Genomic DNA, 24,214 nt, shown 5'->3' with positions numbered 1-24,214 from the left:
TCGGGGTTGGGCCGCACCTCGAAGTCGAGACCCCCTCGCGCGACCGAGTGCCTGCTCGGCACGGCGTCCATGGCCGAGGCCACGAGGTCGGTCACCGTCTGCCGGCCACCTTCCCGAACGTAGATCGCGCAGTACTCGCCGCCACCGACGCCCGTCACTCGGCCCTGCTGCCGACCGGCTCGTCGACGCGCTTGAGCCGGCTGTGGGCGACGACCCGGTCCTCACCGGACAGATCGGCCCAGTACTCGCCGGCCCACACCACGTGGCAGGCCCGCCGCTCGGCCTCCTCCAGGCGGGCCGATGCGGCCAGCTGCTCCTCGCCCAGCCCCCGCCGGGCAGCCTCCGCGTCACCGCTCCAGCACCCGAGTGCGACCAGGTAGGCGCGCCGCTCGGCCCGCCCAGCCACCAACGCCCGCTGCGCCTCGACCAAGCGGTCCGGATACTCGTACCTCTTCTGCTTACCCACGGCGGCAATCGCACGTGTGACCCAATCCCGCGCCCGGCTGCGCCTCACCGCCGGGCCCGGGGAGCTGGCTCTGTACAGCAGCCGCCCCGCGCCCGCCGACCGGGGACCTGGGCCGGATCCTCGACTCCCCGCTGGTGCGCGGCTCGATGTGGCTGCGCAGGACCCGGCATGACGGCATCCGCACCTTGTACCACGGCGCTGGCCTGGCCTGCGGCTGGACGGAGAAGGAGGTCGACGGCCTGGATGGCTGGGCGGCCCTGGTCGAGGGCCGGATCGTCCTCGGCGCCCGCCCTGGCCCCGCCGTGCCGGAGCCCATCGTGCACGCGGCGGCATGGCAGGCCGGCGCGACCCTGCACGCCGCCTTCGCCCGGCACCCCAACCGCCCCGACCACGCCCAGGACGAGGACGAGCCCGACGACCAGAACCACCTGCCGCTCGGCGACGTCCGCCGCCGGGCGGCCGTCACGCTACGCTCGGTCGGGCCGCCGGGGTCGGGGAGGTCACGGACGGTCGTACCGGCACCGGCCCTCCCATATCCCGCACCTGACACACAACGCTCCGTCGGCGCGCCAGTCGGCGGGAACGCGGCAGCGCCGGACCCTCGCGCGCCGCCGCTCCAGGTAGCCCGGCCGCTTCGGCCTGGGTACGGCGCGGTAATGGGAGCAGGAGCAGGCACCATCGTGACGGGAGCCTTGGGTTCTGCCGTGCCGGCACCTCAAGTAGATGTCGTGTTCGTCGGAGCGGTGGCCGCAGGTCGTGCAGTCCGGCCAGGGCACGGCGCGGTACTCGCGGCATCCGCAACGGTGCTCGGTCCGGAAGCCGATCCAGTCGCCGCTGCTGTCGTAGATGTCGCCGCTGCCCTCGGCGACCGAGCAGCCATAGCGTTCGCTGTGCGAGTAGGCGGGGTGGCCGCAATCCGTGCAGTTGGGCCGAAGTGGCGGGAGTTCGGTGCGCGGGGGCAGCGGCGAGCCCGTGCGCCACACCGCGACGACCGCCACGGCTACGGCCGTCAGGATCCCGATGCCGACCAAGCCGATGACCGTGTCCGCTGACATGGCTACCCCCCGATGGTCCCAGCGCCCCGTCGACCTCGCACACCGTCACAACAGCCATCCAGTACCACGCCGACGTGCCCCCGGTCGGTTGCCGGCACCGGCAAGCCTTCGGACCAGAGGCTGGAGGTCGCCACCCCGTGGGGTGACGGCCTCCAGTGCCTTCTCGGGGCCGCCGAAGCGTAGCGCACGCCCCGGACAACGGCCCCGGCGCCAACCGTCTACCAGCCAACCCCCAGGGCCTCCAGCTGCCCGAGCTGCTCCCACACCGTTGCGGCAGCGGCGCCTGGGTCCAGTCCTCGCACAGGGAGCGGACGGGGACGCTGGCGGCCTTGAATCGCTTGCTCAGTCTTGAATCGCTTGCTCAGTCCCGCCGGGGCCGGCATGCGGGCGCTGATCGTCAGCGGGGTGCCGTACCAGCCGCATCGGCCATCATCCCAGCCACCTTTCCTCGGCGAACATCCCGGTCACCGTAGAAGCCGGGTGGGGCGGATCCGCAAGTCTTGACAACCTCTCCGCATGGCTGCGCCCCCGCGCTCGGCCGCGGCAGTCACGGCCGTCTTGACGCCACACTGGCGTTCCCTTCCTTGCAGGCACCTGATGGTCTGTTCTATAAGTAATAGAGCAGATATACCCCAGGGAGTCGCGCGTGATCCTGAGCATCGACCTGAGCAGCGCCGTCCCGATCTACCAGCAGATCCGGGACCAGGTCGTGGCGGCCATCGCGGTGGGCGAGTTGGTGGAGGGAAGCGCCCTGCCATCGACCCGACAGCTGGCCGGCGACCTCGGCATCAACTTCCACACCGTCAACAAGGCCTACGACCTGCTGCGCCAGGAAGGACTGCTACGGCTGAACCGCAAGAGCGGCGCCGTGGTGCAGCGGGACCCGCACTCCGGACCGCCGCCTCCCGGCTTCGCCGACGAGTGGTCGGCCCGGCTACGGACGCTGCTCGCCGAGGCGGCGGCGCAAGGGATGGACGCAGCGGCCGTGTTGACGATGTGCGGACGGGTCGTCGGCTCCTTCGGAGCCCGTCTCGGCGAGCCGTCCGATGGAGAGCTCGGCGTGTTACACAGAGGCCTAGGAGAGCCGGCATGATGCCCGGAACAGCTGTCGTTCAAGTGGTCATACCATTCGTCATACTGCTGATGGCATGGCTGATGCCCACCCTCACCGGGCCGACGCTGCCCTTCGGGGTGCGGACCCCGCCCGCACACGCCAACGCCCCCGTAGTCGCCGAGCAGCGGCGCGCGTACCGCTGGTGGGTGGGCGGCGTCGGCGGGGCGGTGCTCGCGGCCGAGCTCGTATGTTGCCTCGCGTTCCCGAGCACACCGCTGTTCGCAGGAGCGTCGACGGTGATCGCGGCGGTGTCCACGGTCGGGTACCTGCGCGCCCGTCGCGCGATCCTGACGGTCAAGCGCGGCGAGGACTGGTACGGCGGCCTGCGCCAGGTGGTCGCCGTGGACACCTCGCTGCGGACCGATCCGGTGCGCTATCCCTGGCGGTGGGCCGTGCCCGCGCTACTCGTCCCGGTGTTCTCCACAGGGCTCGCCGCGGCGGAGTACCCGTCAATGCCGGACCGGCTGCCGATGCACTACGCCGCCCACGGGGAGGCCGACCGGCTGGCGGACAAGTCGATCGGCACCGCCTTCGCACCGGTCTTCATCCAACTCGCGCTCACGGGGCTGCTCTTGCTGGTGACCTGGCTGGTCCTCCACTCCCGGGCCGAGCTCGACCCGGCGCGGCCAGCGGCCAGCGCTGCGCGGCACCGGCGATTCGTCGTCCGGACCGCGGGCTCGGTCATGCTGCTGGGGGCCTGCGTCAACCTGGGCATGCTGGCCACGGCCTGGCAGACCTGGCACGGCGACCTTTCGTTCTCCCCTGTCCCCGTGCTTGCGCTGATCATGGCCGGCCTGCTCGTCGTCGTCGCGATCGCGCTGCGCACCGGGCAGGGCGGGCGCCGCCTGGCGACGAGTGAACCGGACGGCGCGGCGGGAGAGCCGGCGGACCCGCGGGTGGTGGCCCCGGACGATGACCGCTACTGGCGCGCCAGCGGGCTGTTCTACGTCAACCGGCAGGACCCCTCCCTCTTCGTCACCAAGCGGTTCGGTATCGGCTGGACCGTCAACTTCGGCAATCCGCGATGCCTGCTGCTGCTCGTGGGGCTGGCCGTCTTCATCACGGTCCTGCAGCTGATCGGCCGCTGAGCTCCCGGAGCTCGAACTCACACCCCAACTCACAGGAGAAACAGATGCGTTGGAGCACCTTAGCGACCGCCGTCACACTGGCCGCGGTCACCATGACGGGACTGGGCGCGCCCGCCGCGAACGCGGCTGCACCGGCCGTGTTCGTCCCCGCCGCAGACCGCGCGGTGCAGTTCACGGTGGACGGCACCACCGCCTACGGCACTCTGCACGTGCCCGCGCACCGGGCCGGCCACCACCTTGCCGCCGCCCTACTGCTGCCCGGCAGCGGCCCGACGGACCGCAACGGCGACGAGCCGCCCCAGCTCACCCCGGGGACCCTGGCGCTGATAGCCGACACCCTCGGCGCCGACGGCGTGATGACACTGCGCTTCGACAAGTACTTCACCGGCCGCACCGGCCCCGGCGCCTACCAGGGCGACCCCGGCCGGCTGGACCTTGCCGCCTTCACCCGCCAGGCCGCCGCGGCCTATGCGACCCTGCGCGAGCAGCCGGAGGCCGACCGGTACGCGATGCTGGTGGTCGGCCACAGCGAGGGCGGACTGCAGGCCCTGCTCGTCGCCCGTACGGTCCGGCCCGCGCCGGCGGGACTCGCGCTGCTGGCCCCGCAGGACGAGCGCCTGCTGGACCTCCTGTCCGCCCAACTCGGCGGCCAGCTCGACCAGGCCGTGGCGGCCGGGCAGATCACCGAGGAGGTGGCCCGGGCGAACAAGGCGACCCTGGCCGCCGCCGTCGCGGACTTCCGAGCCGGACGCCCCACCGACACCAGCGCCCTGCTGCCACCGCTCGCCGCGCTGTTGAACGCCCTGTTCGGCCCGAACAACGCCCGGTTCGTCCGCAGCGACGACGCCGTCTACCCGCCGGACGCCGCCCGGGCGATCCACCCCGGCACCCGCGTCACCGTCACCTGCGGCACCGCCGACACCAACGTGCCCTGCGCGACCACGCCGCCACTGCTCGCCGCACTCGCCCACACACACGCCACCGGCCCGGGCCTGCGTACCCTGGACGGCCTGGACCACTTCCTGCACCCGGCCGGCACACCGGTGAACGACCGGATGCTCGCCCCAGCCGCCGTGACGGCGCTGCACGACTTCGTTCGCCCCTGGAAGTCGGCCGAATAGCCGGCCCGCTCTCCGACCGGTGCACGACAGACCCCGCTGGTCCTGGCAGTTCGGCTGTCTCGGGCCAGCGGGGCCGCTACCCACATGAGGTCACCCCGCGGGCCGGCCGGGCCGTCCGGCCTATGACGAGCCTCCGTTACGGATTCCCCACCCGCGAGCAGGCCGACCAGCGACCTTGACCACACGTCACCACGGACGCGGTTGCCGCACCTCGGCCGGCGTCGAGCAGAGCAGCAGCGCCGCGGCTCGGTGCTGCCGGCCTCCCACCGGCCGGGCCCCGCGGAACACCCCCTCTTCCCCGGGACCCGGCCGGGCTTGCGCTCCGTTCCCGGACGCTCGGCCACAAGGCGCGGGTCTACGGGGCGGTGTGCCCGCGGCGGCGGGAGCGTGCGGCCCGCTGCGTCTCGGCCTCGGCCAGGTGTCGGCGGCGGGCGGCGAGGTCTTGGCGGACCTGTTCCTCGACGGCGGTGAACACCCGGTAGTAGGTGCAGTCGTACGCCTCGATCAGCTGGTAGGTCCACATGCCCGAGACGACGTCTGTCCGTGGTGAGTGGTCATCATGATCCGGGTGAGGACGGCCGTCGCCTGCGCCGGGTTGGCGCGGAGCCAGGCGGCCAGGTGCTCTCGCACGGCCGCGGCGACGCAGGCGCGGACGGGCCTGTCGCCCAGGCGGTCGCGTGTCTTCATGCGGCGACGACGCCGAGATCACCCGAATCGGGAACCCGCGAACACTCGTGCAGATCCCAAGCCCGGTGACGGGTTTGCGGATCGCTTCTTAGGGCCTGTCCGGCGGATCACGGTCGAAGCCGCGACGCCTGGCACGGCACGGCCTCGGCATGGAGGCTGAGCCAGGTCCTTTCCACGAGTACGCCTTCGACGTGAAAGTATCGTCTTGACCTCAAGCATGGTTGAGGCGGTGGATCTCGTCGATTTTACCGACCGCGCGAGCTCGGATATCGGCTCTGAACTGCGGCGATTCATAGACTACATGTCTGCGACGTTGGATCACCACAGTCCTTCGTCCCTTGCACCCGTAGTCTTCGAGAGGGCGGAGAGGTGAGCGTCGCCTGGCGGTTGCTGCTGGTCCGTCACTAGCCCTCGACCAACTTGAGGGTCCTATGGTCAGCGGTCATGGCATCACTTGGCACCACGGAATCCGTTGTCTCCGCTCCCTCGCAGACAGCTCTTCCCCGGTCGTATCTGTGCTGGCTCGCGGGGACCCGGGCCTCTCTGGTCGGTGACGCGGCCCTCTACTTCGCGCTCGGATGGGCGGCCAGTGCTCACGGCGGTCAGATGGCCGCGCTGGTGCTGACTGCGATCACGTTGCCGCGGACCGTGCTCCTGTTGCTGGGCGGGGCAGTAGGTGACCGCTTCGGCGCTCGCCGCGTGATGATCGCCGGCGATGTGGTGATGCTGGCGGCTGTACTCGCACTGGCCGTGGCGGCCCGGATCTGGGGGACTCCGCCATGGATGCTGCTCGGGTTCGCCGCTGTGGTCGGGACCGTCGATGCGTTCTATCTCCCCGCGACGGGATCCATGCCGCGCCGCCTGGTGAGCAAGGAACAACTTCCCCGGGCGATGGCTCTGCGGCAGGCCGGCGGCCAGGTGGCCTCCCTGCTCGGGGCCCCGTTGGGGGCGGTGCTGGTGGCGGTGGCGGGCCTGAGCGGGACGGCCCTGGTCGACGCGGGCAGCTTCGCTGCCGTCCTGGCCGTCATGGTGTGGGTGCGGCCGGGGGCCGAGGCGGAGCGGTCCTCTCGCGCGGAGAGCCTGCTTGCGGGGATCGCCGACGGGGTGAAGCTCGCGGCGAAGGATCCCGTCCTTCGAACCGCGTTGTTGTTGACGGCAGCGGCTGCGGTGGGGCTGCTGCCGGCGGTTGCCCTGCTCAGCCCGCTGCTGGCCCGTTCCAACGGCTGGGGGCCTGGACCGGCGGGTCTGGTCGCCGCTGGGCAGGGTGTCGGAATACTCCTGGCCGCGCTGCTGGCTGCCCGCCTGGGTCCTATGCGCCGGATCGGCATGGGCACGAGCCTGGGCCTGGCGCTCGCCGCGGTGGGACTGGCTGGACTCGCGGCGGCTCCAGCCCCTGCCGCAGCCGTTGCCGCGGCCGTGGTCGTCGGTGCGGGGTCGGGCATGTTCGCGTGTCACATGGGCCCGCTGGTTCTGGCCGGTGCCCCTGACACGCACGTGTCCCGGGTTCAGTCGCTGCTGACGCTCGTGCAGAGCTTGGCGCTGGTGGTGGCGAACAACGTGCTGGGCTGGCTCGCGATCGCGGCCGGTGCCAGGAGTGCGATCGTGTTGTGCGCTGTCCTCGGCTGCATGGCCGGAGTCACCGGTTTGGCCTCGGCCTCGCTGCGGCGTCTGGGCCAGGCCGGGGCATAGGTCGGGTGGCGAGGACGACGGGCCGGCGTTCCCCTCCCCAGTGTTCGGGAGGGAAACGCCGGGACTCGCCACTGGTGGAACCGTGGTTAGCGGCAGCCCGTCCCGCCCTGTCGGACGTCGACGAGCGGCAACAGGCGGGCCGTCACTGGCACGTCCAGTTCGCGTGGTGTCGGGCTGGCCGGAGTGGGTGTGTCGGCGGGGGGCGCTGTCACGTTGTCGGGGGTGTGGGTACTTCAGCTCTCCGTTGATCTTGACGAAGACCTCGCCGAGGTGCCACTTGTCGCCGGGGCGGGGCCGCCGGCGGCGTAGGCCATCGGCGTAGGCCTGGCCGAACTTCAGGCACCACCGGCGGATCGTTTCGTACGACACGATGACGCCGCGCTCGGGCATCAGCTCAGCTCCTCAACCTCGCGGAAGCTGAGCGGGAATTGGAAGTACAGCCACACGCAGTGGGAGATGATCGCCTGCGGGTACCGGTGGCCCCTGTACGACAACGGCGCGGACGACACGAGCGCCCCCTCCAGACACGACAAACCTGAAGATCATCCCATCCGATCGGCCAACGTGACAGTGCCTGTGGCTTGTGGGGGCCGTGGAGCGGGAGCATGATGTGCAGTCTCAAGAAACATGCAACTTCGCTGAAGCCGTGAGCTGCAGGTTTGCGGATTGGCTGAGGCACCGATTCTGGGCCGATCACGGCATGGCTGCTGAGCGGTGGCACATTGGTGCGGGTCATCCACCCAGGACGGCGGCCCGGCCCACACTCACGCCCAGGGACTCGCGCCGCCTGCCGCTTCTACCGCACCCACCACCATCTGCGGGTACCCCTCGGCCACGACGAGCCGACCTCCCAGGGCGACTTCTTGACACCGCGAGGCTGGGGAACAGCCCCACGTCGACGGGCATGGAGAGCCGGAAATAGGTGGGCCTGCCCTGGCACGTCACCACCGCCTCGCGGTTGGACGAAGCGCTGAATTCCGTCCATCGGGACCGGCCGAACCCGGCGTAGGTGTCCTCGTCGACCTCCGGTGCCCGGAGCCGAGGGTCGGTCCCGATGGCGAACCGGACCGGGAAGTCCCCGCCGTCGGTGATCGAGCAGGCCCACACCGGGTCGAACGCGGTCATCGCCCGTTCCCGGAAGCGCCCGCCGGACGCGCCGGGCGCCGTGACCCCGGGCAGGCCGCAGGCCGCGGCGCCGTCCGTTCTGTGCTCCGCCCCGGCCGTCGACAGCGTGCGCGGTGCTGGCAGGACGACCTTGCCGCATCCTCGCTGCGTCGCAATGCCGTTGGCCGCCGCCGTGGCGAACCGGGCCATCGTTTCGACCTTGGGCTCGGTCACGTCGTACGTCGTGACCGCGACCCGAAGACCCCTGCCGCACTCGCCCGGAAGCAGCGCCCACGCCAGCGCGACCACCTCGATTCGGTGGCCTGGCGCCAGCCGTTTCGCGAATCGCGCAGCAGGGCGACCGCTCCGGGGATCGCCATCGAGGTCGGCCATCGCTCGATCCGTCCGTCGAGTGGCCGTCACAGAGTCGGCCCCTCGACGGAGGCGATCAGAGAATCGGCTCGCAGCCGATTGCCTTGCCCCCGGCGGCGAGGAACTTCCGCACCAGGTCGTCGTTGTCGGGGAACAGAGCAGGTCCTTCGTAGCCGCCGCTGAGGCTGAAGAAGACGTCCTTTCCCTGGCAGGTGACGACGAGTGTCCCGCCGGCGACCCACCGAGCCCGCCCGGGCCCGGCCGGGTCCTTGCCGTCCTTCTGGGTCAGGGCGGTGGTCCGCGGATCGGTTGTGATCGCGAAGACCTTCGTCCGACCGTCGTGCGTCGGGTTCGTGCCGATTGTGCAGGACCAGATAGGGGCGAACCCGGTGGTGACCTGCTGCGACACGTCCAGCTGCGCCTCGGGGTTCTTCGCGGGTGCGAACCCGGGCAGGCCGCAGAGGTTGGCCCAGTCCGGTTGTCTCTCGACCCCCTTCGTCGGCAGGTTCTTCGGTAGCGGCAGCTTTCGGTCGGCGCACGAGCGCGCCTTGGCCACCCCGTTGGCGAAGGCCACAGCCATGCGAGCCCTGGCCTCGTCATGGCCCTTCTCGCTGGTGAACACCTCGGTGCGTACGCCCTTCTGGCACCCCTCGGGGAGCACAGCCCACGCGACGTCAGGGGTCACCGAGCCGGCCGCGTCGCCGGAGAACAGCCGGGCATCCGATGCGGCCAACGTGCCCGGGCCGTCGCCGGTGTTAAGGACGATGTTGAACTGTACGACCTTCTCGGAAGTCTCGAACAGGCCGGATCGGACCGTGGCGGAGCAGCTGTTCCCGGTGAAGTCCTTCGTCGCCGAGTAGCGTCCCTTGTCCTCGCTGATCCGCCCGGACCCCAGGAGATCGTGCACCTCGTCCGCGGTGACGGCCCCGTCGCAGACGCTGTCCGGGCCTCCGAGGTTCGTCAGCCGGTACAGCACGAAGCCCACCGCTCCGACCGGGACGAGGGAGAATGCCAACAGCACCACCGCCAGCCGAATCCGCAGCCTCCGTGTGGTGAACCCGCGCCGATTCAGCGCGGCACCGACCTTGCTGGCCGGCCCTGCGTTGTCGTCGGGAGGCCCGCTCTTGTTTCCAGTTCCCACGGTGCTCACGACCTGCCGAAGACGGTGCGATAGGTGTTGTTGATCCCGACGTCGTAGGCGGTACCCGCGTTCGCCTGCAGCTGCTGGGGGATGCCGCCGTCGAGGTCCAGGGTCTTGCGGTCGTATCCGGACATGACCATCTTGTAGTTGATCATCGCGTCCAACTGCTGCCGCCCTGCCGAGAAGTGGGAGCTCAGATTGTCCTTGAGCCCCGTGTCGATCTTCGACTTGACGCCGTCCGCGTACGCGGCGGTCCCGATGTCGACGTAGCGCTGCGCGACGTCACCCACTCCCGGAATCAGGTTCGCGGGCGTGCCGAGCAGGTGGTAGTTCATCTTCGCCTGCCAATCCGCGGTCGACTTCTCGGCGTCCGCGTGGTCGACGGCGGCGTCGGCGTACACCGCGTCGAGTGCGCCGAGGGTGGCGGCGGAGTTGTGGATGAGGGCTTCCAGCTGGGGCTTCGCATGGCCTGTCGCATCGGGCATCACGGCGTCCCGGTCGAGCCCGTCCAAGCGACGGGCGATCTCCTGGGTCTCCGCGTGCTGGATGACGGCGAAGGACGCCGGGTCCTCGGCGGAGCCCCGGATGAGACGCAGGAGTTGGTCCTGGGTGACGGTGAGACCACTGGGTTCGGAAGGGCCGTGCAGCGGCTTGCCGAGGATCTCGTGCATGTCCGCGGCGTAGTCGGCGATCATGTCGGCCATCGGCCGGCGGAGTCCGGCCGGAAGGGACGTCTTGTCCCCCTGACCGGTGCCAGCGAAGGACTTCATCGTCTCGTCCATGATCTGCGACATGACCTTGTCGTGGGGGCGGACGACCGGTTGGTCGCTGTGCGGGTCCCGACCGGTCGTGGCCGCCTCCAGAGCGTAGCCGAACGCGGTACGTGAGGGCGTGAAGCCGGCGACGGCGTTCTGCTCGCTTCCCTGGGCGGGCCACTTCCGCTCGTGCAGCAGGTAGTCCAGATTCTTGCCCTTCCCGGGGTCGAAGAAGTCCTTCGACGCCTCGGGGTTATGGCTGAACGCGTTCATCAGACCGCCCATCGGGTCCGACTGGTTGGCCCCGCCGTTCCACTTCGGGCCCCAGAGGTCTTCGCCCTTGGCCTTGCTGGTGCGCTCGTAGTCGACCAGGTCGTTTCCGGCCTTGAGGAGGAACGACTTGTCGAACTTCCCGCCCGCGCCCATCAGCGAGGTGAGCGCCGGGTAGTTGTCGTTCCAGCCGGCCGCCGAGTCTCCGGGCCGGCGTGCGGCCTTCAGGAGGCCGTCCTCCCAGTCCTTGCCCATGCCGCCGTCGCGGGTGGCCGTGGCGAGGACCGTCGACAGGTTGCCGTAGACGTCCTGGTAGCCCTTGGCGTTGTGATTGCCGTGGGCCAGGTCGCCGTAGATCTTGGAGTACTCCAGCAGCGCGTCCGGGCCGGTCTTGCCGCCGCAGTTGAGGCCGTTGAGCAGGGTGGTGGAGAAGTCCTTGTTGCCCGCGTTGGCGGCCATGAGGGCCTGCAACTGCTTGAGCTGGTCATCGGAGAGGCTGCCGGCCTTGGACATCAGGTCCTTGGCCCGGTTGGCGTCAGCGATCGGGCCAGCGCCGTACGGCTTCGGGTTGAATGAGGTGGTACTGGTGCCGATGTCGCTCTGGAGGGCGGCGGCGGCCGTCTGATCGGCGGCGGTGGCCCGGTCGACGGCCTTGCCGAGGCGGGTGGAGATCGCGTCGGCCTTGGCCCGCATCTCGGTGTTGTACTTCTTGGCGGCCGCGACCCCGTCGGGGTCGTTCCGCGAGCCGGGCAGCGGGGACCAGCAGACCTCGCCATCGGGGGTGACGGTCAGCTCCTCGGTCTTCGCGTCGTAGATCGCGGTGAGGAGGTCGCGGTGGGCCGCGCGGAACTCCTCGGCGGCGGTGCTGATGATCGCGGCGAGGGCGGTCGCGACCGCCGACGCCTGCTTGAAGTCGGTGTCCACCCCCTCCAATGCCGAGTTCGCGTTGGCCGCCGCCACGCCCTTCCAACCGGCCCGCTGCGCCGTGCTGGTGAGGTCCTTGCGGACCCGGCCGTCCAGGGTGGTGAGGGTCTTGGCGATGCTGGACCAGGCTTCGGACGCCTCCGTGACCGCGTCCGGACGGGCTTCGTATAACTGCTTGAAGGACACCATGTGCCCGGTTCCCCCTTAGTGAACTGCGGTGCCGAACAGCTGGGCGTTCTTGTCCTCGTTGGCCGTGTATGTCTGCTGAGTGGTGTCGAGGTTGGTGGCGATCCCGTCGATCCGGTCGTGCAGGGCTGTGCACTGCTTCAGCCACCGTTCGGTGCAGCTGGTGAGCGCGCTGCTGAAGGCGAAACCGCGGGTACCCGCCGACGCGGCGCTCACGTAGTCACTGAGGCCCAGCGTGAGGGGCCCGCTGTTGCCGTTGGCCTGGTTGAGGTCGGTGGCGATCTGCCGGGCTATCCCGGCCGAGGCGGCGAGTTCGTGCGGGGTGTCCAATTGGGTGGTCGCCATGCCGGGGGGAGCGGCGTTCCAGGGCGCTGTGTCGCCGCTCTTGGCGGGGTTGGCGTACGGCGAGGTGCTCGGCGGCGTGCCGGGTGTCGATGCCGCTGCCGGGGCGACCGGGCCGGTGGTGAAGTCGGGTTTTCCCATGGGTATGTAGCTCTCCCTCCCTCTGTGTGGGGGCAGTTTGCTCTGCGACACGCTGACCGTGTCGTGCCCCACTGTCGGTATGCTGACACCCTCCGCAGCGGCGGTTGCACGTAGGGTGGGGAAGACGGGCCGGGACGGGGCGTGGAGGTATCGTTACCGGCGGGTCGCTTCTCTATCATCGCGAGTGTTACAGCTTTACTGTCAAACCCCGAAGGGCACTGTCACGTTGGCCGATCGGCCTGTGGCGGGCCGTCGACGCCGACGGCAACGTGCTGGACATCCTCGTTCAGAACCGCCGCGACAAGACCGCGGCCAGGCGATTCTTCCGCAAACTCCTCAAGACGACCCGCGCGGTGCCCCGGGTGATCGTCACCGACAAGCTCCGCTCCTACAGCGCGGCCCACCACGAGGTCGTACCCTCTGTCGAACACCGCTGCCACAAAGGACTGAACAGCCGGGCGGAGAACTCCCACCAGCCCACCCGGCGACGAGAACGCGCCATGAAGGGCTTCCGGTCCGTCGGTGGAGCCCAACGATTCCTGGCCGCGTTCAGCGGCATCTCACCCCACTTCCGACCACGCCGCCACCTCCTCACCGCACCCGACCACCGCGCCGAGATGATCATCCGCTTCGCGATCTGGGACCAGATCACCGGCACCGCCGCCCCGCCCGCCGCGTCCTGAGACAGGGCCAGCGTCGGCCCCCTACGATGCCCTGACACAACCTCAGCCGACCACACCCCCGACAACGTGACAGCGCCCGCTTCGGTGCTCGGGATGGTCCGCTCGGAGATGGGCGGAACGGCCCGGGGTGCGGGCTGCTCGGGCGCGCAGCACGCGATGGCGGTGAACGAGACGCTGCTCGCCTTCGTTCTCGGCGGTGGATTCCGTCTGGTTTAGCAATGCGGCGAAATGCCCCTGCTAATGCAGAGTTTCCAGGCATTTCGGGCCATGCATCTTGGTAATGAATGCGATAAAAACAGATCAAAACACTCGTTGCAAACCATCCCTAAACACCCACTCGGTTCTAGTGGTCGCTGCGACACCCTGGCTCAAGGGGTGCGATGTGCCGCATTCGCCGGTGGCGTCCTGGTGGCGGGGCGGGCCCTGTCCTCGCACTGGACGGTGCGGTCAGGGTTCAGTCGGGACGGTCGGCCTTCACCCCCGGTCGGCTGCGGTGAGGAGCGCGTGCACGGTCGTGGCCATGGTGTGCCGGGCCTCCTCGACGCTCAGTCCGGAGCTGCGCCAGTGGTGCCAGGTGCTCCACGTGGTCACTGCGTCCAGGCCGTTGAGCAGGTCCGTCCGAGTCGGCTCGGGCAGGGGGTCGAGTTCCAGGGCGAAGATCTGGGAGAGCCTCAGGCGGGCGAAGTCCAGCATCTGCTGGACGGCTTCCTGGACCCGGGGGGACGGGTTCTCCAGCCGCATGATCGCGAGTCGGGCGGGGGTGACGCCCTCCAGGATGCGGGCGCGCTGCTTTGCGACGGCCGTCACCCGCAGGTCACGCGGCCCCTCGGTGGGGACGGGCAGGATCTGGGCCGCCAACTGCTCCAGGCGCCGGTTGACGGCGACTTCGGCCAGTTCGGCCATGTCCGCGAAGTGGTGGAACACCAGCCGGCGGGAGACTCCCGCCCGCTCAGCCACCTTGTCGGCGGGGAAGTGGGCCTGGCCCTCGTCGAGTAGCGACAGCATCGCGTCAGCGATCTTCTCTCGGGTCTGTCGCCCGCGCTCCGTGCGTCCGTCAGTGGCGGGTCCGGCGGCTTCGGTCCGCTTCACGTGGGTTCCTCCGCCCTCTCGTTGACATTCTTGCACCACGGGTGCAAGTCTACGCGTTGCACGCTGAGTGCAATGAGTTTTTTTGGGGCCTTCGCTGTCCCACTGTGTACGAGAGGGCTGTTCGCTTCAGATGTTCACCACTGTGGGGCGCTGGTGCGCCCGCAGACCCAAGCGCGTGGCCGCGGTCTGGTTGCTCCTGCTGACCGCCGCGCTCACGGCCGTCGGCCTGTTCGGCCGCGTCACCAGCGAGGCGGTCTCCATCCCCGGCAGCGACAGCCAGGCCGCCCGGGACATCGGCGACAGCGCGTTCCCCGGCTCGGCCTCAGGCAAGCAGCCCGTCCTGCTGCACACCGCCGCCGCCGCTGCCCCGCTCACCGCCACCGACACCGCGGCGGCTGTGCGCAACGCGGCCACCGCCATCGCCGCGGTGCCCCACGTGGTCGCCGTCACCACGCCCTACGACCCGGCCGGCGCCGCGGCCATGAGCGCCGACGGCCACACCGCCTACCTCTCCGTCGAGCTCGACGTCACCGGGCGGGAGGTGACGCCCGAGATGACCGACGCCGTCCTGGCCGCGGCGGCACCGGCCACCGCCGCCGGCATCGAGGCCACCCCGGGCGGATACCTCGCCGCGGCCGTCGACAAGGGCAGCACCGGCCGCAGCGAGGCCATCGGCCTCGGCGCCGCCCTGGTGATCCTCGCTCTCACCTTCGGCAGCCTCGTCGCCGCCGGGCTCCCGCTGCTCGCCGGAGTGATCGGCCTCGGCATCGCCCTGCCCGTCCTCGGCCTGGTCGGCCACCTGATGGACGTGCCCGAGGCCGGCGAGACCATCGCCGCCATGATCGGACTGGGCGTCGGCATCGACTACACCCTCTTCGGGCTCACCCGCTTCCGGGAACTGCGCGCCGCCGGAGTCGGGATCGAGGAGGCGGCCGTGCGTACCACCGCCGGCTCCGGCAAGTCCGTCGCCTTCGCCGGTAGCGCCGTCGTCGCGGCCCTGGCCGGCCTGGCCCTCGGCGGCCTCCCTCTGCTCTACGCCCTGGCCCTCGCGCCCGCGATCTCCGTGGTGACGGCCCTGGGGATCAACCTCACCCTGCTGCCCGCGCTCCTCGTCCTGCTGGGGAATCGGCTGACCCCCCAGCCCGCCGCTCCCGCCGCCGACGGACGCCCACGGGGGTGGGGCAGGGTCGCCGCGCTGGTCGCGGCCAAGCCGTGGCCTCTGCTGCTGGCCGGCCTCGCCCTGCTCGGCGCCCTCGCCGCCCCCGCGGCCCGTCTCCACCTCGGCCAACTCGACGCCGGCAGCAAGGCCGCGGGCACCATGAGCCGCACCGCGTACGACCGGATGGCGGCCGCGTTCGGCCCGGGCTCCAACGGCGTGCTCCAGGTCGTCGACGTCCTGCCCACGCCCGCGCAGGCGAGCGCGGGGACCAGCGACCCGCGCCTCGCGGCCGTGACCACCGCGCTGCGCGGAGGAGAGGGCGTCGCCGCCGTCAGCCCGCCCGCGGTCGCGGCCGACGGCCGTACCGTCCGCTGGCAGGTCACCCCCACCACCGCCCCCTCCGACCCCGCCACCACCACACTCGTCCACCGCCTCCGCTCGGACGTCCTGCCCGCCGCCACCGCCGGCACCGGCCAGACGGTGCACGTCGGCGGCACCCCGGCCGCCCAGGCCGACCTCAACGCGCGGATCACGCACCGCATGCCGCTCGTCGTCGGCTTCGTCCTGACCGTCGCGGGCCTGCTCCTACTGCTCGCCTTCCGCTCGCCGATCGTCGCGCTGAAGGCCGCCGTGATGAACCTGGTTTCGGTCGCCGCCGCGTACGGCGTGCTCACCGCGGTCTTCCAACACGGCTGGGGCGCCCGGCTGATCGGCCTGGAAGGTGCCGTACCGATCCCGGGCTACGTGCCGCTGCTGATGTTCGCGGTGCTCTTCGGTCTGTCGATGGACTACGAGGTGTTCCTGCTCAGCGCCGTGCGCGAGGGCTACCTGCGCTCCGGCGACAGCCGCCGTGCGGTGGTAGCGGGACTCGCCGGCACCGGACGGATCATCAGCTCGGCAGCCCTGATCATGGTCGCGGTCTTCCTCAGCTACCTGCTCTCCGACGACCCCGTCGTCAAGATGTTCGGCATCGGCCTGGCGAGCGCCGTCGCACTCGACGCGACCATCGTCCGCGGCCTGCTCGTCCCTTCCACCATGGTCCTGCTCGGCGACGGCAACTGGTGGCTGCCCGGCTGGCTCGACCGCCTGCTGCCCCACGTCGACATCGAGGGCGACGGCCAGACGGAGTACCCGGCCGCAGCGCAGGGCGCTGCCGCCCCCGCACCCGCGGCCCTGTGAACCCTCCCTGAACCCCCACGCCCTTCCAGAACCACCCGATCAGGAGCACATCCTCATGCACGCACGACTCCGCCGCGGCCTGCCCACACTCGCGGCACTCGGCCTCACCGCCGGAGTTCCTCTCCTCGCCGCCCCCGCCGCCCACGCCGGGACCGACTGCGGGCGAGGACCGGTCCAGTACTCCATCGACGGCGGCACGCACTGGACGGCCGACGGGACGATGCCCGCCGAATCCGGCACCGTCGAGGTCCGGCTGGCCGGCGAGCCGACCGCGGGCTGCGAGTATCACGTCTCGCTGGGCTCGTACGCGACGCAGGGAGCGGCCTGGGCCGCCTCCGGCCACCAGACCTTCCTCGGTTGGGCGACCGTCACGCTCACCCGTGACCACTACCGGGCCACGCTCGACATCACCGCCCATCTTCCCCAGTGCTACGGCGAGTTGGCTCTCTACGCGGTCGGCGAGAAGTACGACGGCAGCGACAGCGACCACCCGCTGCCGCACTACCCGGACGAGCCGTTCTCCGGGCTGATGATCGCCTCTTGGAACGGCGGAACGGCCTGCACGCCCAAGCCCACCGGCAGCTCCACGACCGCCACCCCGACGCCCATTCCCACTTCCGCCACCGCTGCCCCGACCCCGCCCGTCGTCCCGATCCCGGTCCCAACCGGGGTGACGACGCCGACGGCCACCACCAGCCCCGCCCCGGTACCGTCCCCGACCCCCTCGCACTCGCCCCAGGCCCCGGTCGCGCCCGCACCGACGCTGGCCGCGACTGGATCCGACGACGGCGCCCTGACCGCCACCACGGTCGGCGCCGCAGCACTGCTCGCCGCCGGCGCCGCAGCGGTCTACGTCGGCCGCCGCCGCGCCGCCCGCCGCTGACGGCACGCCGAGGAGGGCCGGGCCGGGGACACCGCTGTCGGGTGCTCCCCGCTCCGGGGCCGACCCCGGGAGCCGGGTCGCGGTGACGGGGAGCCATGACAGAACGGTCCGCCGATGGACGTGACCACCGGTCAGCTGCTCGCAGCGCCACTCGTCGGCCATTGAAAGAAGGTGAATGAGGTCGCGGCGGCGGTGGCGGACGACCGCCCCATGGCCGTCACCTGCAGCCGCGACGCCACTGTCCTGATGTTCACCGATGGTCTCGTCGAACACCCCGACCACCCCATCGACGAGCGCTTGGTCGCCCTCGCCGACCTCGCTGCCGCCCACGCCCACCAGTCCCTGGACGACCTCGTCCGCACCCTCGCCGACCACCACTCCAGCGACGGCCACGACGACATGGCCGTCCTCGCCATCCGCACCCCCACCAAAGACCGGCCCGACCGGCTCCCGTAACCGCGGCCATCGCATCGGGCTCGTCTGCCAGCCGTGCGGGGGAGCAGTAGTCAAGATCACTTGCCAAACGGTCAAGATCCTCTGTCAGAGGAAAGCCGTGAGTTTCGCCCTCCCCTGGTGAGTTCCGCCCCGCAGGAACTCCCCGTTGCAGGCCAGGCCCCGTCGCACCCTGCGAGCCTGCACCTGTTCGGCCGTCCTGCAGAATGGCTGGCTGGTTGCAGCGCTGCACGGTGGTGGCGCTGCAACCGGTTGCGAGGCGCCGGATGGCATGTTCGTGGCCGAAAGATTGCAGCCGTCTGCTGATCAGCGGGTCTGGCATTTCCGCCACGGCGGCCCCACCACAGCACCACCGAGCCGTCGAGCAGAGCAGCCGCGCCGCGGCTCGGTGCTGCCGGCCTCCCATCGGTCGGGGTCCCGCGGAACACCCTTTCTTCCCCGGGGCCCGGCCGGGCGTGCGCTTCGTTTCCGGACGCTTGGCCACAAGACGCGGGTCTACGGGGCGGTGTGCCCGCGGCGGTGGGAGCGCGCGGCCCGCTGCATCTCGGCTTCGGCTAGGTGTCGGCGGCCGGGGGCGAGGTCCTGGCGGACCTGTTCCTCGACGGCGGTGAACACCCGGTAGTAGGTGCGGTCGTACGCCTCGATCAGCTGGTAGGTCCCCATGCCCGGGACGACGTCCCGGCCCAGGAGCTCCCGCTCGACCAGGCCGGCCCGCTCCTCGTGCCCGGCCAGGCGCAGCATCCGCACCGCCTCGGCGAGCATCCGGTCGGCGCCACCGGTCATGTGGTGCACCGCGTACAGGTGCCCGCGGGCCCGCTCGGTGTACTCCAGCGCCTTCGTCAGCGTCCCCAACGCCTCGACGGTCGCGTCGTCCACCCCGGGCGGCCCGCCGAGCATGCGCTCGGCCGCGTCGCAGTCCTGGGTTGGTACTCGAGACGGCCGTCGGCCCGACTGCTGGAAACTGCGGGTGCCGGAAATACGGGCAGACCTGTGACCACAGTTCCGGTTTTGTTGTTTGAAGGCCATCTTGATCCAGAATGCGTTCAACTTCTGACGCATCGAAGTTGAACATGTTTAGATGCGGCGTCGGCGATAGGCCTCCGTGGGGCACTCGCAAGCTTCCGACCTGCATGGATGATTTAATGGGAACCCGTACAGTTGTTGAAAACCCTCGATCCGAGAAATCTCGAAAACAATTGAGTCAACTGGGCTCCCCCGTCCGTACCATTGGATAGGAGGGAAAGAGAAGGGCTCGAACTATGAGAATGCTAAAGATGTTCTCGACATGGGGCCAGCACGGTGGGCGCGACCATGATGATTTCCGTCGTGACCACGACGACCACTTCGACCGTGACGACTTCCGCGACTTCGACGACTTCCGCGACTTCCGCGACTTCCGCGACTTCCGCGACTTCGGCGACGTACGCGGTCGGTGGTGGTGACGAGGGCGGTTACTGATTAGTGCGCCGCTGTTCGCAGGACCGGAGCCGGTGGCGCGAGCCGCCGGGCCGGCCCTGCCTGAGTGACTGGAAGTCGCAGCGTGTGGTCACCGTGTCGACTGGCGCCCACAGACCGGGGCGCGGGGCGCGCTGATGCGCTCGTCGCGGCCGCACCGCCGGTCGCGTTGCGCAAGGTGTTCCGGCGATTCTGGCCGGACTGCGTGGCGGAGATCCTCGCGGCCACCGGCCAGCAGCCGGACGTGGACACCCTCGCCGATGTCACGGAGGGGCCCAGGCTCAAGGGGAAACCACTGGAACCGCGGATCGGGGTGTGGCCCCGCGGCGATAGGTTCGCCAAATGACCACCGAAGCCCCGCAGCGGCTCTACGGCCCTGACCACAACGACATCTGGGACCGCTTTGATGCCAGGTTCGACTTCCGGCCCAGCATGCACGTCTTCCCCGGCATCACAGAGCCCTCACCGTCGATCACGTGGAGTCTCGATGCGTTGAACGACGACCCGGGAGATTGCAAGCTCGACCGCTTGGTGGACGTGGTGCAGGAAGGGCTGGCGAAGTGCAGCGACCCCGGGGAGTCGCTCTGGATCCTGGACTGGCAGCACACCTGCTACCGACTCCGTCCGGACATTCCGACGACCGACATGTTCCTTCCCCGGGTTCTCGAAGGGCGTTCTCGGGAGGGCTGGCCGCTCAGCCCCTATCCGGATGGCGACTACTACATCTTCCTGGCCGACGATCTCCGCTGCGGCACCTTCGGACATCCCTGGGAACACTCTCTCTACATCTTCGATGCCGAGCTTTTGGACGCGATCGCCGAGGACGTCCACCAGGTGCTCCATCGTGTCGTCCGCCGCGATGGTCTGCCCACTGTGTGAGCACGCATGCCGGACGTACTTCCGAATCTTCCGTGTGACACGATCACGCTCATGATGGATGAGCCCAACGTCGGTGCTGACACCCATATACGGCTGCGGGCGGGCCGCAATAGCGCTGGGCGCCCGGTCTTCGAGGTGCTTCCTGCCCGGGCACTGGGAGCGGACGCGTTCGAGCTGAGCGGCAGCCCTGGCCTGGTGCTGGGATGCGCTGCTGGAGACGTGCTGCAGGTCGCCGACGACGGGACGTTCGAGGTGACCGAGCGTGGGGCCAACGTCTGCATCCAGGCCTATCGCGGAGGCCCCTTCTCATCGGAGGAGCTGGCAGGGCTGGCGGCTGGCCTCACCGCTCTGAACGGGCTGGCCGAGGCACCGGCGGACCGACGGTTCATTGTGGGGACGGTCGCCCGTGAGGTTGGATTTCCCGCCATCGGGCGAGTCATGAACGACTGGGCCGCGAGCGTGGACAACGCCGAGTGGTGGTTCGGGAACGCCGACTGAACGGGCTGGGTCTGCTGTAGGACCCGACACCGTCCGAGCCATCGACATCCGCGTCGGCCAGGCCGCCCCGCCCCGCCGCCCGACACCGGGCCGGCTACCCCCGTCCGGCCGACGACGAACCCGGTCCCCGCGCCGACCACGCCGCCGCTCGCCGACAGCACCGCCTACCAGTAGCTCCGCCGGTAGATGCGTGAGCAGGCCCAGGCCCGCCAGGCCGCACTCGACGAAGAAGCCGCTGCCGGGAGGAGATCCTGTGGCGGCACTACAACCGCCTGCGCGAACCCGAAGAAGCGCACCGACCGTCGGTCGAGGACGAGGAGGCCCTGGCCCGGCCCCCGGAGCCCGCGAGCTCCTCGCACGCCACCACCCGGTCGCCAGCGCCGACGCCGTCCCGCTGCGCCCGACACGGCCGCCGGTGACCCTCAGCGGTGCTGCGTGACACCCCGATCGTGACCGGCCTGCCGGGCCGGTCCGCCGTACGAATCCGTGGGCCGGTACCGCCCGAGGTCCCCGCCGGGGACAATGACGGCAGACGCCGGGTGAAAGGAAGGGACTCGTGAGCGTTGCAGTCACCGAGCACAGCGGGCCGTGGACCGTCGAGGACGTCCTGGCCCTGCCCGAAGACCCGCGCAACCGGATCGAGCTCGTCGGGGGAGCACTGCTGATGAGCCCGAGCCCCGACGTTCCGCACCAGCGCGCCAGCCTCCGCTTCGCCATGCTCCTGAGCGCCGCCATCGACACGGCGGGCGTGCCGCTGGAGGCGCTGGAGGTCGTCAACGTGATCGTGCCCGACGGACTGCTGATCCCCGACCTGGTCATCGCAGACTCGGCAGCCGCGGCCGAGGCCGGCACCACCCTCAGCGCGCACGACATCGTCGTCGCCATCGAGATCGCGTCACCCTCCACTCGCGTCGCCGACAAGAAGATGAAGCCCAGCCTGTACGCCGCGGCTGGCATCCCGCACTACTGGCGCCTCGAACTCGACCCCGCCCCGCGCCTCTACCTCGGGCACCTCGAGCGCGGCATCTACGTCGACCGCCTTGTCCAGGTCGGCGAGACCACCGCGCTCACCGACCCGTTCCCCCTCGACCTCGACCCCGCGAGGCTGCGCCGGTAGCCCCACACGGAACAGAGACGGCCGGGCCCTCCAGACGAGGAGCCCGGCCGTCGGCATCTCGGCGAGCCACCAGCCAGGCCTGACGCTCCCCTTCGTTCTTCCCCACCCCCGCAACGCCCGCCACCTGCCCTGCCGACCAGGCCCGGGAGCGGGCGGCAACTGCGAGCCGACTCGGACTGCGGCCGCGTGGGTGGCTGGGCGCGGCCCTGACGGCCTTGGCCAGGCGGGGCAGCAGCTCCGGCTTCGGTACGCGCGTTCCGGCGAGGTAGAGGTTCACCGCTCGCTCCGTGACGCCGACCGCCTTGGCGATCCGGGCGACCGAGGCGCCGGCGGCCGTGCGGGCGGCCCGCAGCTTCGCCGCGTCGAAGCCGTACGGAGTGGTGCTCACACCCGTCTCCTACCCGCAGTCGTATGGGGAAGTGCGTTCACCCTGAACGATCGGCGCACGGCGCGGTCGGCTGAAGGTCCGTTCAGGGGTGAACGGACCGCAAGGGCGTCGCCGGGGTCGCGGTTCGTTCACCCCTGGCGGTGACCGGGCTGGTCAGCAGCACAACTCGCCGCCGTCCGGGGCGGTGGTCTCCGGCTCGACGCGCGCCGTCCTGGGAGTCCGGTCGAGCGGCGGCGCTATGCGCCGCTGGCCGCGGCCGCCCACGTGGATCTTGGGGAGCCTGGGCATGTCGACACTGTTCGTTTACCCTGGGCGCCGGATTGATCACGCAACTGCGTCGACAACCCGCTGGAGGAGAACACCACGCCGGGCGCCGTCATCGCCTACGGCAACCCGGACACCGCTACCAACATCGCCGCCTACGTTCCACCGAACCCGGCGGCGGGAACCATCGCCACCGACGCCGCCACCGCGCGCGGCCTGGCCGTGGCAGCGGGAAAGGCAGACCCTACCAAGCCCACAGCGAGCATCGTCTTCACGAGCCTGGGCCCCCCTGGCGACTCGCACCGGACTCCCCTCTACGTGCCGGGCCGCCCGCTACGCGAGACTGTCGGCTCCGCAGCCACGTACTTCGGTCTGGCGACATCCCATCAGGGCAGGGGGGCCACCGTGAGTGAGATCTCCGCCGTCCCGGAGGGACAGGGCTCCGGGTATGCGGTCGCCCGAATCCCCTTGGACCGCTACGGGTCGGACCTCCCGAACCCCTACTCGGACCCCTGTACGCCTGACGCTGTGGTGGCCAGGACGCCGGGCGGCATCGAGGATCCGTCCTCCCGTCACACCGTCGTCAACGCGATCGTCGGCCGCCGGTAGAAGTCCCCTCAGGCCGCCGACGCCCGTTACAGGACGGCCGGCGCAGTGATCGCCCTGCCCACGGGGCTCTGCCCGGGCCCCCGGGCCGGTTCCGTCTGGTCGGCGGGAGGTGTTGACACTACAGCTCCCGCCGACTGCCTCGTCTCGGCCGGTCGGGAACCGGCCGAGACGTTCGCCGTCCGTGCGCAGTACCAGGTCCCAGTTGGCGGCAAGGTCCGCGAAGACGTCGTTCACGAGGTCGTCGGCGGAGGCGGCGGCACGCGGTGCCTGACCGACGGTGGTATGTGCGCTCCGGCCCGGCCGGAGCGGCTGCGCACGCCGCTCCGGCCTGTCCTCTACGGTCGCAGGATGACTGATCGGCCCGTAGTCATCCGCCCTCCCGAGACCCTCCTGGAGGAGCCCGGGAAGCGGCTGTCCCACGGGGGCATCCTCGACACGCCGGCGGGGCTGTTCACCGTTCTCGTCTTCGAGTACCCGAGCCCGCCGGCGCACACCGAATCCGTGCCGTCGTGGACCGTCTACCTGACCGAGCCCGGCACCCGCCACGCAGTGCTCGCGCTTCCCCGGGCCATGACCGCCCCGAACCACAGCGTCCACTTCATCGCCTGCAGCTTCGGCACTGTGCCTGACCCGGCCCGACTGCTGATGGTCGTACAGCACCGCGATCTTCCCCGGCTGCAGACCGTCGATCTGCGTACGCCAGCGCCGGCCGGGCACGGGGCACTGTCCTGGCTCGCTGCTCCCGGGGCCCTGCGGGGGACTGGACCGGAACCCGCTCGGGTGTGGCACTGCGGGCTTGTCCGCACTCCCTCGCTGGTCTTCACCCACCTGGAGGCCAACTCCGACGTTCCGGACGCACTCGCGGCACCGGGGTGGGACCTCTCGCCGTACTGGAGCGAGGGAACCCCCAGGCCGCTGGCCGCCGACTTCACGCCCAGCCGGCTCCTCCACGGCACCTTGACCGGCAACGACCAGTTCTCCAGCTACGACGCGATCTTCGAAGTCCCGGAAACCGCCGCGGCCTTCACCTGGACCTGCGCTCCTCTCGGGCTGGCCACCACACAACAAGCACAGGGGTAGGCCGAAGAGCCGGCGTCCGGACG

23 protein-coding genes and 2 pseudogenes are annotated in these 24,214 nt (G+C 70.5%); 15 read left to right on the top strand and 10 right to left on the bottom strand.

Annotated features, from left to right (window positions below):
- Positions 1-154: 154 nt before the first annotated feature.
- Positions 155-466: a hypothetical protein gene (locus tag ACH4E7_RS33780; RefSeq protein WP_396252966.1), complete on the bottom strand. Its 312-nt coding sequence runs from the start codon at positions 464-466 to the stop codon at positions 155-157.
- Between the two features lie 1,701 nt (positions 467-2,167).
- Here ACH4E7_RS33780 and ACH4E7_RS33775 point away from each other — a divergent pair.
- From ACH4E7_RS33775 to ACH4E7_RS33765, 3 genes are read left to right on the top strand one after another with little or no spacing between them, the layout of a single operon-like run.
- A complete protein-coding gene (locus ACH4E7_RS33775; protein ID WP_396252965.1) occupies positions 2,168-2,614 on the top strand; it encodes a GntR family transcriptional regulator in 447 nt (148 codons plus the stop codon).
- 50 nt (positions 2,615-2,664) lie between these two features.
- The gene (locus ACH4E7_RS33770) at positions 2,665-3,723 is read left to right on the top strand and encodes a DUF1648 domain-containing protein (protein WP_396252964.1); all 1,059 of its coding nucleotides are present in this window, start codon (positions 2,665-2,667) and stop codon (positions 3,721-3,723) included.
- 44 nt (positions 3,724-3,767) lie between these two features.
- A complete protein-coding gene (locus ACH4E7_RS33765) occupies positions 3,768-4,844 on the top strand; it encodes an alpha/beta hydrolase (RefSeq protein ID WP_396252963.1) in 1,077 nt (358 codons plus the stop codon).
- A 355-nt stretch (positions 4,845-5,199) separates the two neighbouring features.
- Here the strand turns inward: ACH4E7_RS33765 and ACH4E7_RS33760 are convergent, their stop codons facing one another.
- Entirely contained in the window at positions 5,200-5,367 is a 168-nt protein-coding gene (locus ACH4E7_RS33760) for a hypothetical protein (RefSeq protein WP_396252962.1), read from the bottom strand.
- Between the two features lie 608 nt (positions 5,368-5,975).
- Between ACH4E7_RS33760 and ACH4E7_RS33755 the strand changes: the two genes are divergently transcribed.
- Positions 5,976-7,220 (top strand): MFS transporter, encoded by a 1,245-nt coding sequence (locus tag ACH4E7_RS33755; RefSeq protein WP_396252961.1) that lies wholly within the window; start codon positions 5,976-5,978, stop codon positions 7,218-7,220.
- 240 nt (positions 7,221-7,460) lie between these two features.
- On the opposite strand, the pseudogene ACH4E7_RS33750 reads toward ACH4E7_RS33755, so the two are convergent.
- The 4 genes and pseudogenes from ACH4E7_RS33750 to ACH4E7_RS33735 form a co-directional block, all read right to left on the bottom strand.
- Positions 7,461-7,729: pseudogene (locus tag ACH4E7_RS33750) on the bottom strand (IS6 family transposase); the annotation flags it as partial.
- Between the two features lie 1,043 nt (positions 7,730-8,772).
- Positions 8,773-9,711: a hypothetical protein gene (locus ACH4E7_RS33745; protein ID WP_396252960.1), complete on the bottom strand. Its 939-nt coding sequence runs from the start codon at positions 9,709-9,711 to the stop codon at positions 8,773-8,775.
- A gap of 131 nt (positions 9,712-9,842) precedes the next feature.
- The gene (locus tag ACH4E7_RS33740; protein ID WP_396252959.1) at positions 9,843-11,975 is read right to left on the bottom strand and encodes a hypothetical protein; all 2,133 of its coding nucleotides are present in this window, start codon (positions 11,973-11,975) and stop codon (positions 9,843-9,845) included.
- Positions 11,976-11,990: 15 nt separating this feature from the next.
- A complete protein-coding gene (locus ACH4E7_RS33735) occupies positions 11,991-12,455 on the bottom strand; it encodes a type VII secretion target (RefSeq protein ID WP_396252958.1) in 465 nt (154 codons plus the stop codon).
- Between the two features lie 239 nt (positions 12,456-12,694).
- On the opposite strand from ACH4E7_RS33735, the pseudogene ACH4E7_RS33730 reads away from it, so the two are divergent.
- Together ACH4E7_RS33730 and ACH4E7_RS33725 are read left to right on the top strand one after the other, a co-directional pair.
- Positions 12,695-13,138 (top strand): annotated as a pseudogene (locus ACH4E7_RS33730) (transposase); the annotation flags it as partial.
- 66 nt (positions 13,139-13,204) lie between these two features.
- Entirely contained in the window at positions 13,205-13,354 is a 150-nt protein-coding gene (locus tag ACH4E7_RS33725; RefSeq protein WP_396252957.1) for a hypothetical protein, read from the top strand.
- A gap of 258 nt (positions 13,355-13,612) precedes the next feature.
- Here the strand turns inward: ACH4E7_RS33725 and ACH4E7_RS33720 are convergent, their stop codons facing one another.
- Positions 13,613-14,227, bottom strand: coding sequence for a TetR/AcrR family transcriptional regulator (locus ACH4E7_RS33720; protein ID WP_396252956.1), 615 nt, complete (start codon positions 14,225-14,227; stop codon positions 13,613-13,615).
- 130 nt (positions 14,228-14,357) lie between these two features.
- Between ACH4E7_RS33720 and ACH4E7_RS33715 the strand changes: the two genes are divergently transcribed.
- From ACH4E7_RS33715 to ACH4E7_RS33705, 3 genes are all read left to right on the top strand, one after another.
- Entirely contained in the window at positions 14,358-16,565 is a 2,208-nt protein-coding gene (locus tag ACH4E7_RS33715) for an MMPL family transporter (protein ID WP_396252955.1), read from the top strand.
- Positions 16,566-16,620: 55 nt separating this feature from the next.
- Positions 16,621-17,448 (top strand): LPXTG cell wall anchor domain-containing protein, encoded by an 828-nt coding sequence (locus ACH4E7_RS33710; RefSeq protein WP_396252954.1) that lies wholly within the window; start codon positions 16,621-16,623, stop codon positions 17,446-17,448.
- 171 nt (positions 17,449-17,619) lie between these two features.
- Positions 17,620-17,904 carry a SpoIIE family protein phosphatase gene (locus ACH4E7_RS33705; RefSeq protein ID WP_396252953.1) on the top strand — a complete coding sequence of 95 codons (285 nt, stop codon included), beginning with the start codon at positions 17,620-17,622 and terminating at the stop codon, positions 17,902-17,904.
- Between the two features lie 492 nt (positions 17,905-18,396).
- Here ACH4E7_RS33705 and ACH4E7_RS33700 read toward each other — a convergent pair whose 3' ends face one another.
- Positions 18,397-18,798 carry a hypothetical protein gene (locus ACH4E7_RS33700; RefSeq protein ID WP_396252952.1) on the bottom strand — a complete coding sequence of 134 codons (402 nt, stop codon included), beginning with the start codon at positions 18,796-18,798 and terminating at the stop codon, positions 18,397-18,399.
- A gap of 377 nt (positions 18,799-19,175) precedes the next feature.
- Between ACH4E7_RS33700 and ACH4E7_RS33695 the strand changes: the two genes are divergently transcribed.
- From ACH4E7_RS33695 to ACH4E7_RS33680, 4 genes are all read left to right on the top strand, one after another.
- A complete protein-coding gene (locus ACH4E7_RS33695) occupies positions 19,176-19,343 on the top strand; it encodes a hypothetical protein (RefSeq protein ID WP_396252951.1) in 168 nt (55 codons plus the stop codon).
- Between the two features lie 355 nt (positions 19,344-19,698).
- Entirely contained in the window at positions 19,699-20,235 is a 537-nt protein-coding gene (locus ACH4E7_RS33690) for a DUF2716 domain-containing protein (protein WP_396252950.1), read from the top strand.
- A 51-nt stretch (positions 20,236-20,286) separates the two neighbouring features.
- A complete protein-coding gene (locus ACH4E7_RS33685; RefSeq protein ID WP_396252949.1) occupies positions 20,287-20,733 on the top strand; it encodes a DUF4265 domain-containing protein in 447 nt (148 codons plus the stop codon).
- A gap of 556 nt (positions 20,734-21,289) precedes the next feature.
- Complete coding sequence (locus ACH4E7_RS33680; RefSeq protein ID WP_396252948.1) at positions 21,290-21,850, top strand: Uma2 family endonuclease; 561 nt, start codon at positions 21,290-21,292, stop codon at positions 21,848-21,850.
- Here the strand turns inward: ACH4E7_RS33680 and ACH4E7_RS33675 are convergent.
- Together ACH4E7_RS33675 and ACH4E7_RS33670 are read right to left on the bottom strand one after the other, a co-directional pair.
- The gene (locus ACH4E7_RS33675; RefSeq protein WP_396252947.1) at positions 21,801-22,238 is read right to left on the bottom strand and encodes a helix-turn-helix transcriptional regulator; all 438 of its coding nucleotides are present in this window, start codon (positions 22,236-22,238) and stop codon (positions 21,801-21,803) included. The genes ACH4E7_RS33680 and ACH4E7_RS33675 overlap by 50 nt on opposite strands.
- A 153-nt stretch (positions 22,239-22,391) precedes the next feature.
- Complete coding sequence (locus ACH4E7_RS33670; protein WP_396252946.1) at positions 22,392-22,526, bottom strand: hypothetical protein; 135 nt, start codon at positions 22,524-22,526, stop codon at positions 22,392-22,394.
- A gap of 381 nt (positions 22,527-22,907) precedes the next feature.
- Here ACH4E7_RS33670 and ACH4E7_RS33665 point away from each other — a divergent pair, with 381 nt between their 5' ends.
- A complete protein-coding gene (locus ACH4E7_RS33665) occupies positions 22,908-23,111 on the top strand; it encodes a hypothetical protein (protein WP_396252945.1) in 204 nt (67 codons plus the stop codon).
- A 348-nt stretch (positions 23,112-23,459) separates the two neighbouring features.
- Complete coding sequence (locus ACH4E7_RS33660) at positions 23,460-24,191, top strand: hypothetical protein (RefSeq protein WP_396252944.1); 732 nt, start codon at positions 23,460-23,462, stop codon at positions 24,189-24,191.
- The last annotated feature ends 23 nt before the right edge of the window (positions 24,192-24,214 follow it).

It is taken from the genome of Kitasatospora sp. NPDC018058, assembly GCF_044327205.1.
Taxonomy (GTDB): domain Bacteria; phylum Actinomycetota; class Actinomycetes; order Streptomycetales; family Streptomycetaceae; genus Kitasatospora.
Note: the sequence above shows the minus strand (reverse complement) of the source record. Positions and strands in the feature narration are given on the sequence as shown.

Excerpts from the sequence above, each read along its gene's own strand:
- ACH4E7_RS33695 (WP_396252951.1), top strand. The coding sequence starts at position 19,176 with ATGTTCTCGACATGGGGCCAGCACGGTGGGCGCGACCATGATGATTTC.
- ACH4E7_RS33690 (WP_396252950.1), top strand. The coding sequence starts at position 19,699 with ATGACCACCGAAGCCCCGCAGCGGCTCTACGGCCCTGACCACAACGAC.
- ACH4E7_RS33770 (WP_396252964.1), top strand. The coding sequence starts at position 2,665 with ATGGCATGGCTGATGCCCACCCTCACCGGGCCGACGCTGCCCTTCGGG.
- ACH4E7_RS33700 (WP_396252952.1), bottom strand. The coding sequence starts at position 18,798 with ATGCTCGGCGGGCCGCCCGGGGTGGACGACGCGACCGTCGAGGCGTTG.
- ACH4E7_RS33660 (WP_396252944.1), top strand. The coding sequence starts at position 23,460 with ATGACTGATCGGCCCGTAGTCATCCGCCCTCCCGAGACCCTCCTGGAG.
- ACH4E7_RS33715 (WP_396252955.1), top strand. The coding sequence starts at position 14,358 with ATGTTCACCACTGTGGGGCGCTGGTGCGCCCGCAGACCCAAGCGCGTG.
- ACH4E7_RS33685 (WP_396252949.1), top strand. The coding sequence starts at position 20,287 with ATGATGGATGAGCCCAACGTCGGTGCTGACACCCATATACGGCTGCGG.
- ACH4E7_RS33710 (WP_396252954.1), top strand. The coding sequence starts at position 16,621 with ATGCACGCACGACTCCGCCGCGGCCTGCCCACACTCGCGGCACTCGGC.
- ACH4E7_RS33760 (WP_396252962.1), bottom strand. The coding sequence starts at position 5,367 with ATGTGGACCTACCAGCTGATCGAGGCGTACGACTGCACCTACTACCGG.
- ACH4E7_RS33740 (WP_396252959.1), bottom strand. The coding sequence starts at position 11,975 with ATGGTGTCCTTCAAGCAGTTATACGAAGCCCGTCCGGACGCGGTCACG.
- ACH4E7_RS33735 (WP_396252958.1), bottom strand. The coding sequence starts at position 12,455 with ATGGGAAAACCCGACTTCACCACCGGCCCGGTCGCCCCGGCAGCGGCA.
- ACH4E7_RS33670 (WP_396252946.1), bottom strand. The coding sequence starts at position 22,526 with ATGCCCAGGCTCCCCAAGATCCACGTGGGCGGCCGCGGCCAGCGGCGC.
- ACH4E7_RS33765 (WP_396252963.1), top strand. The coding sequence starts at position 3,768 with ATGCGTTGGAGCACCTTAGCGACCGCCGTCACACTGGCCGCGGTCACC.
- ACH4E7_RS33755 (WP_396252961.1), top strand. The coding sequence starts at position 5,976 with ATGGCATCACTTGGCACCACGGAATCCGTTGTCTCCGCTCCCTCGCAG.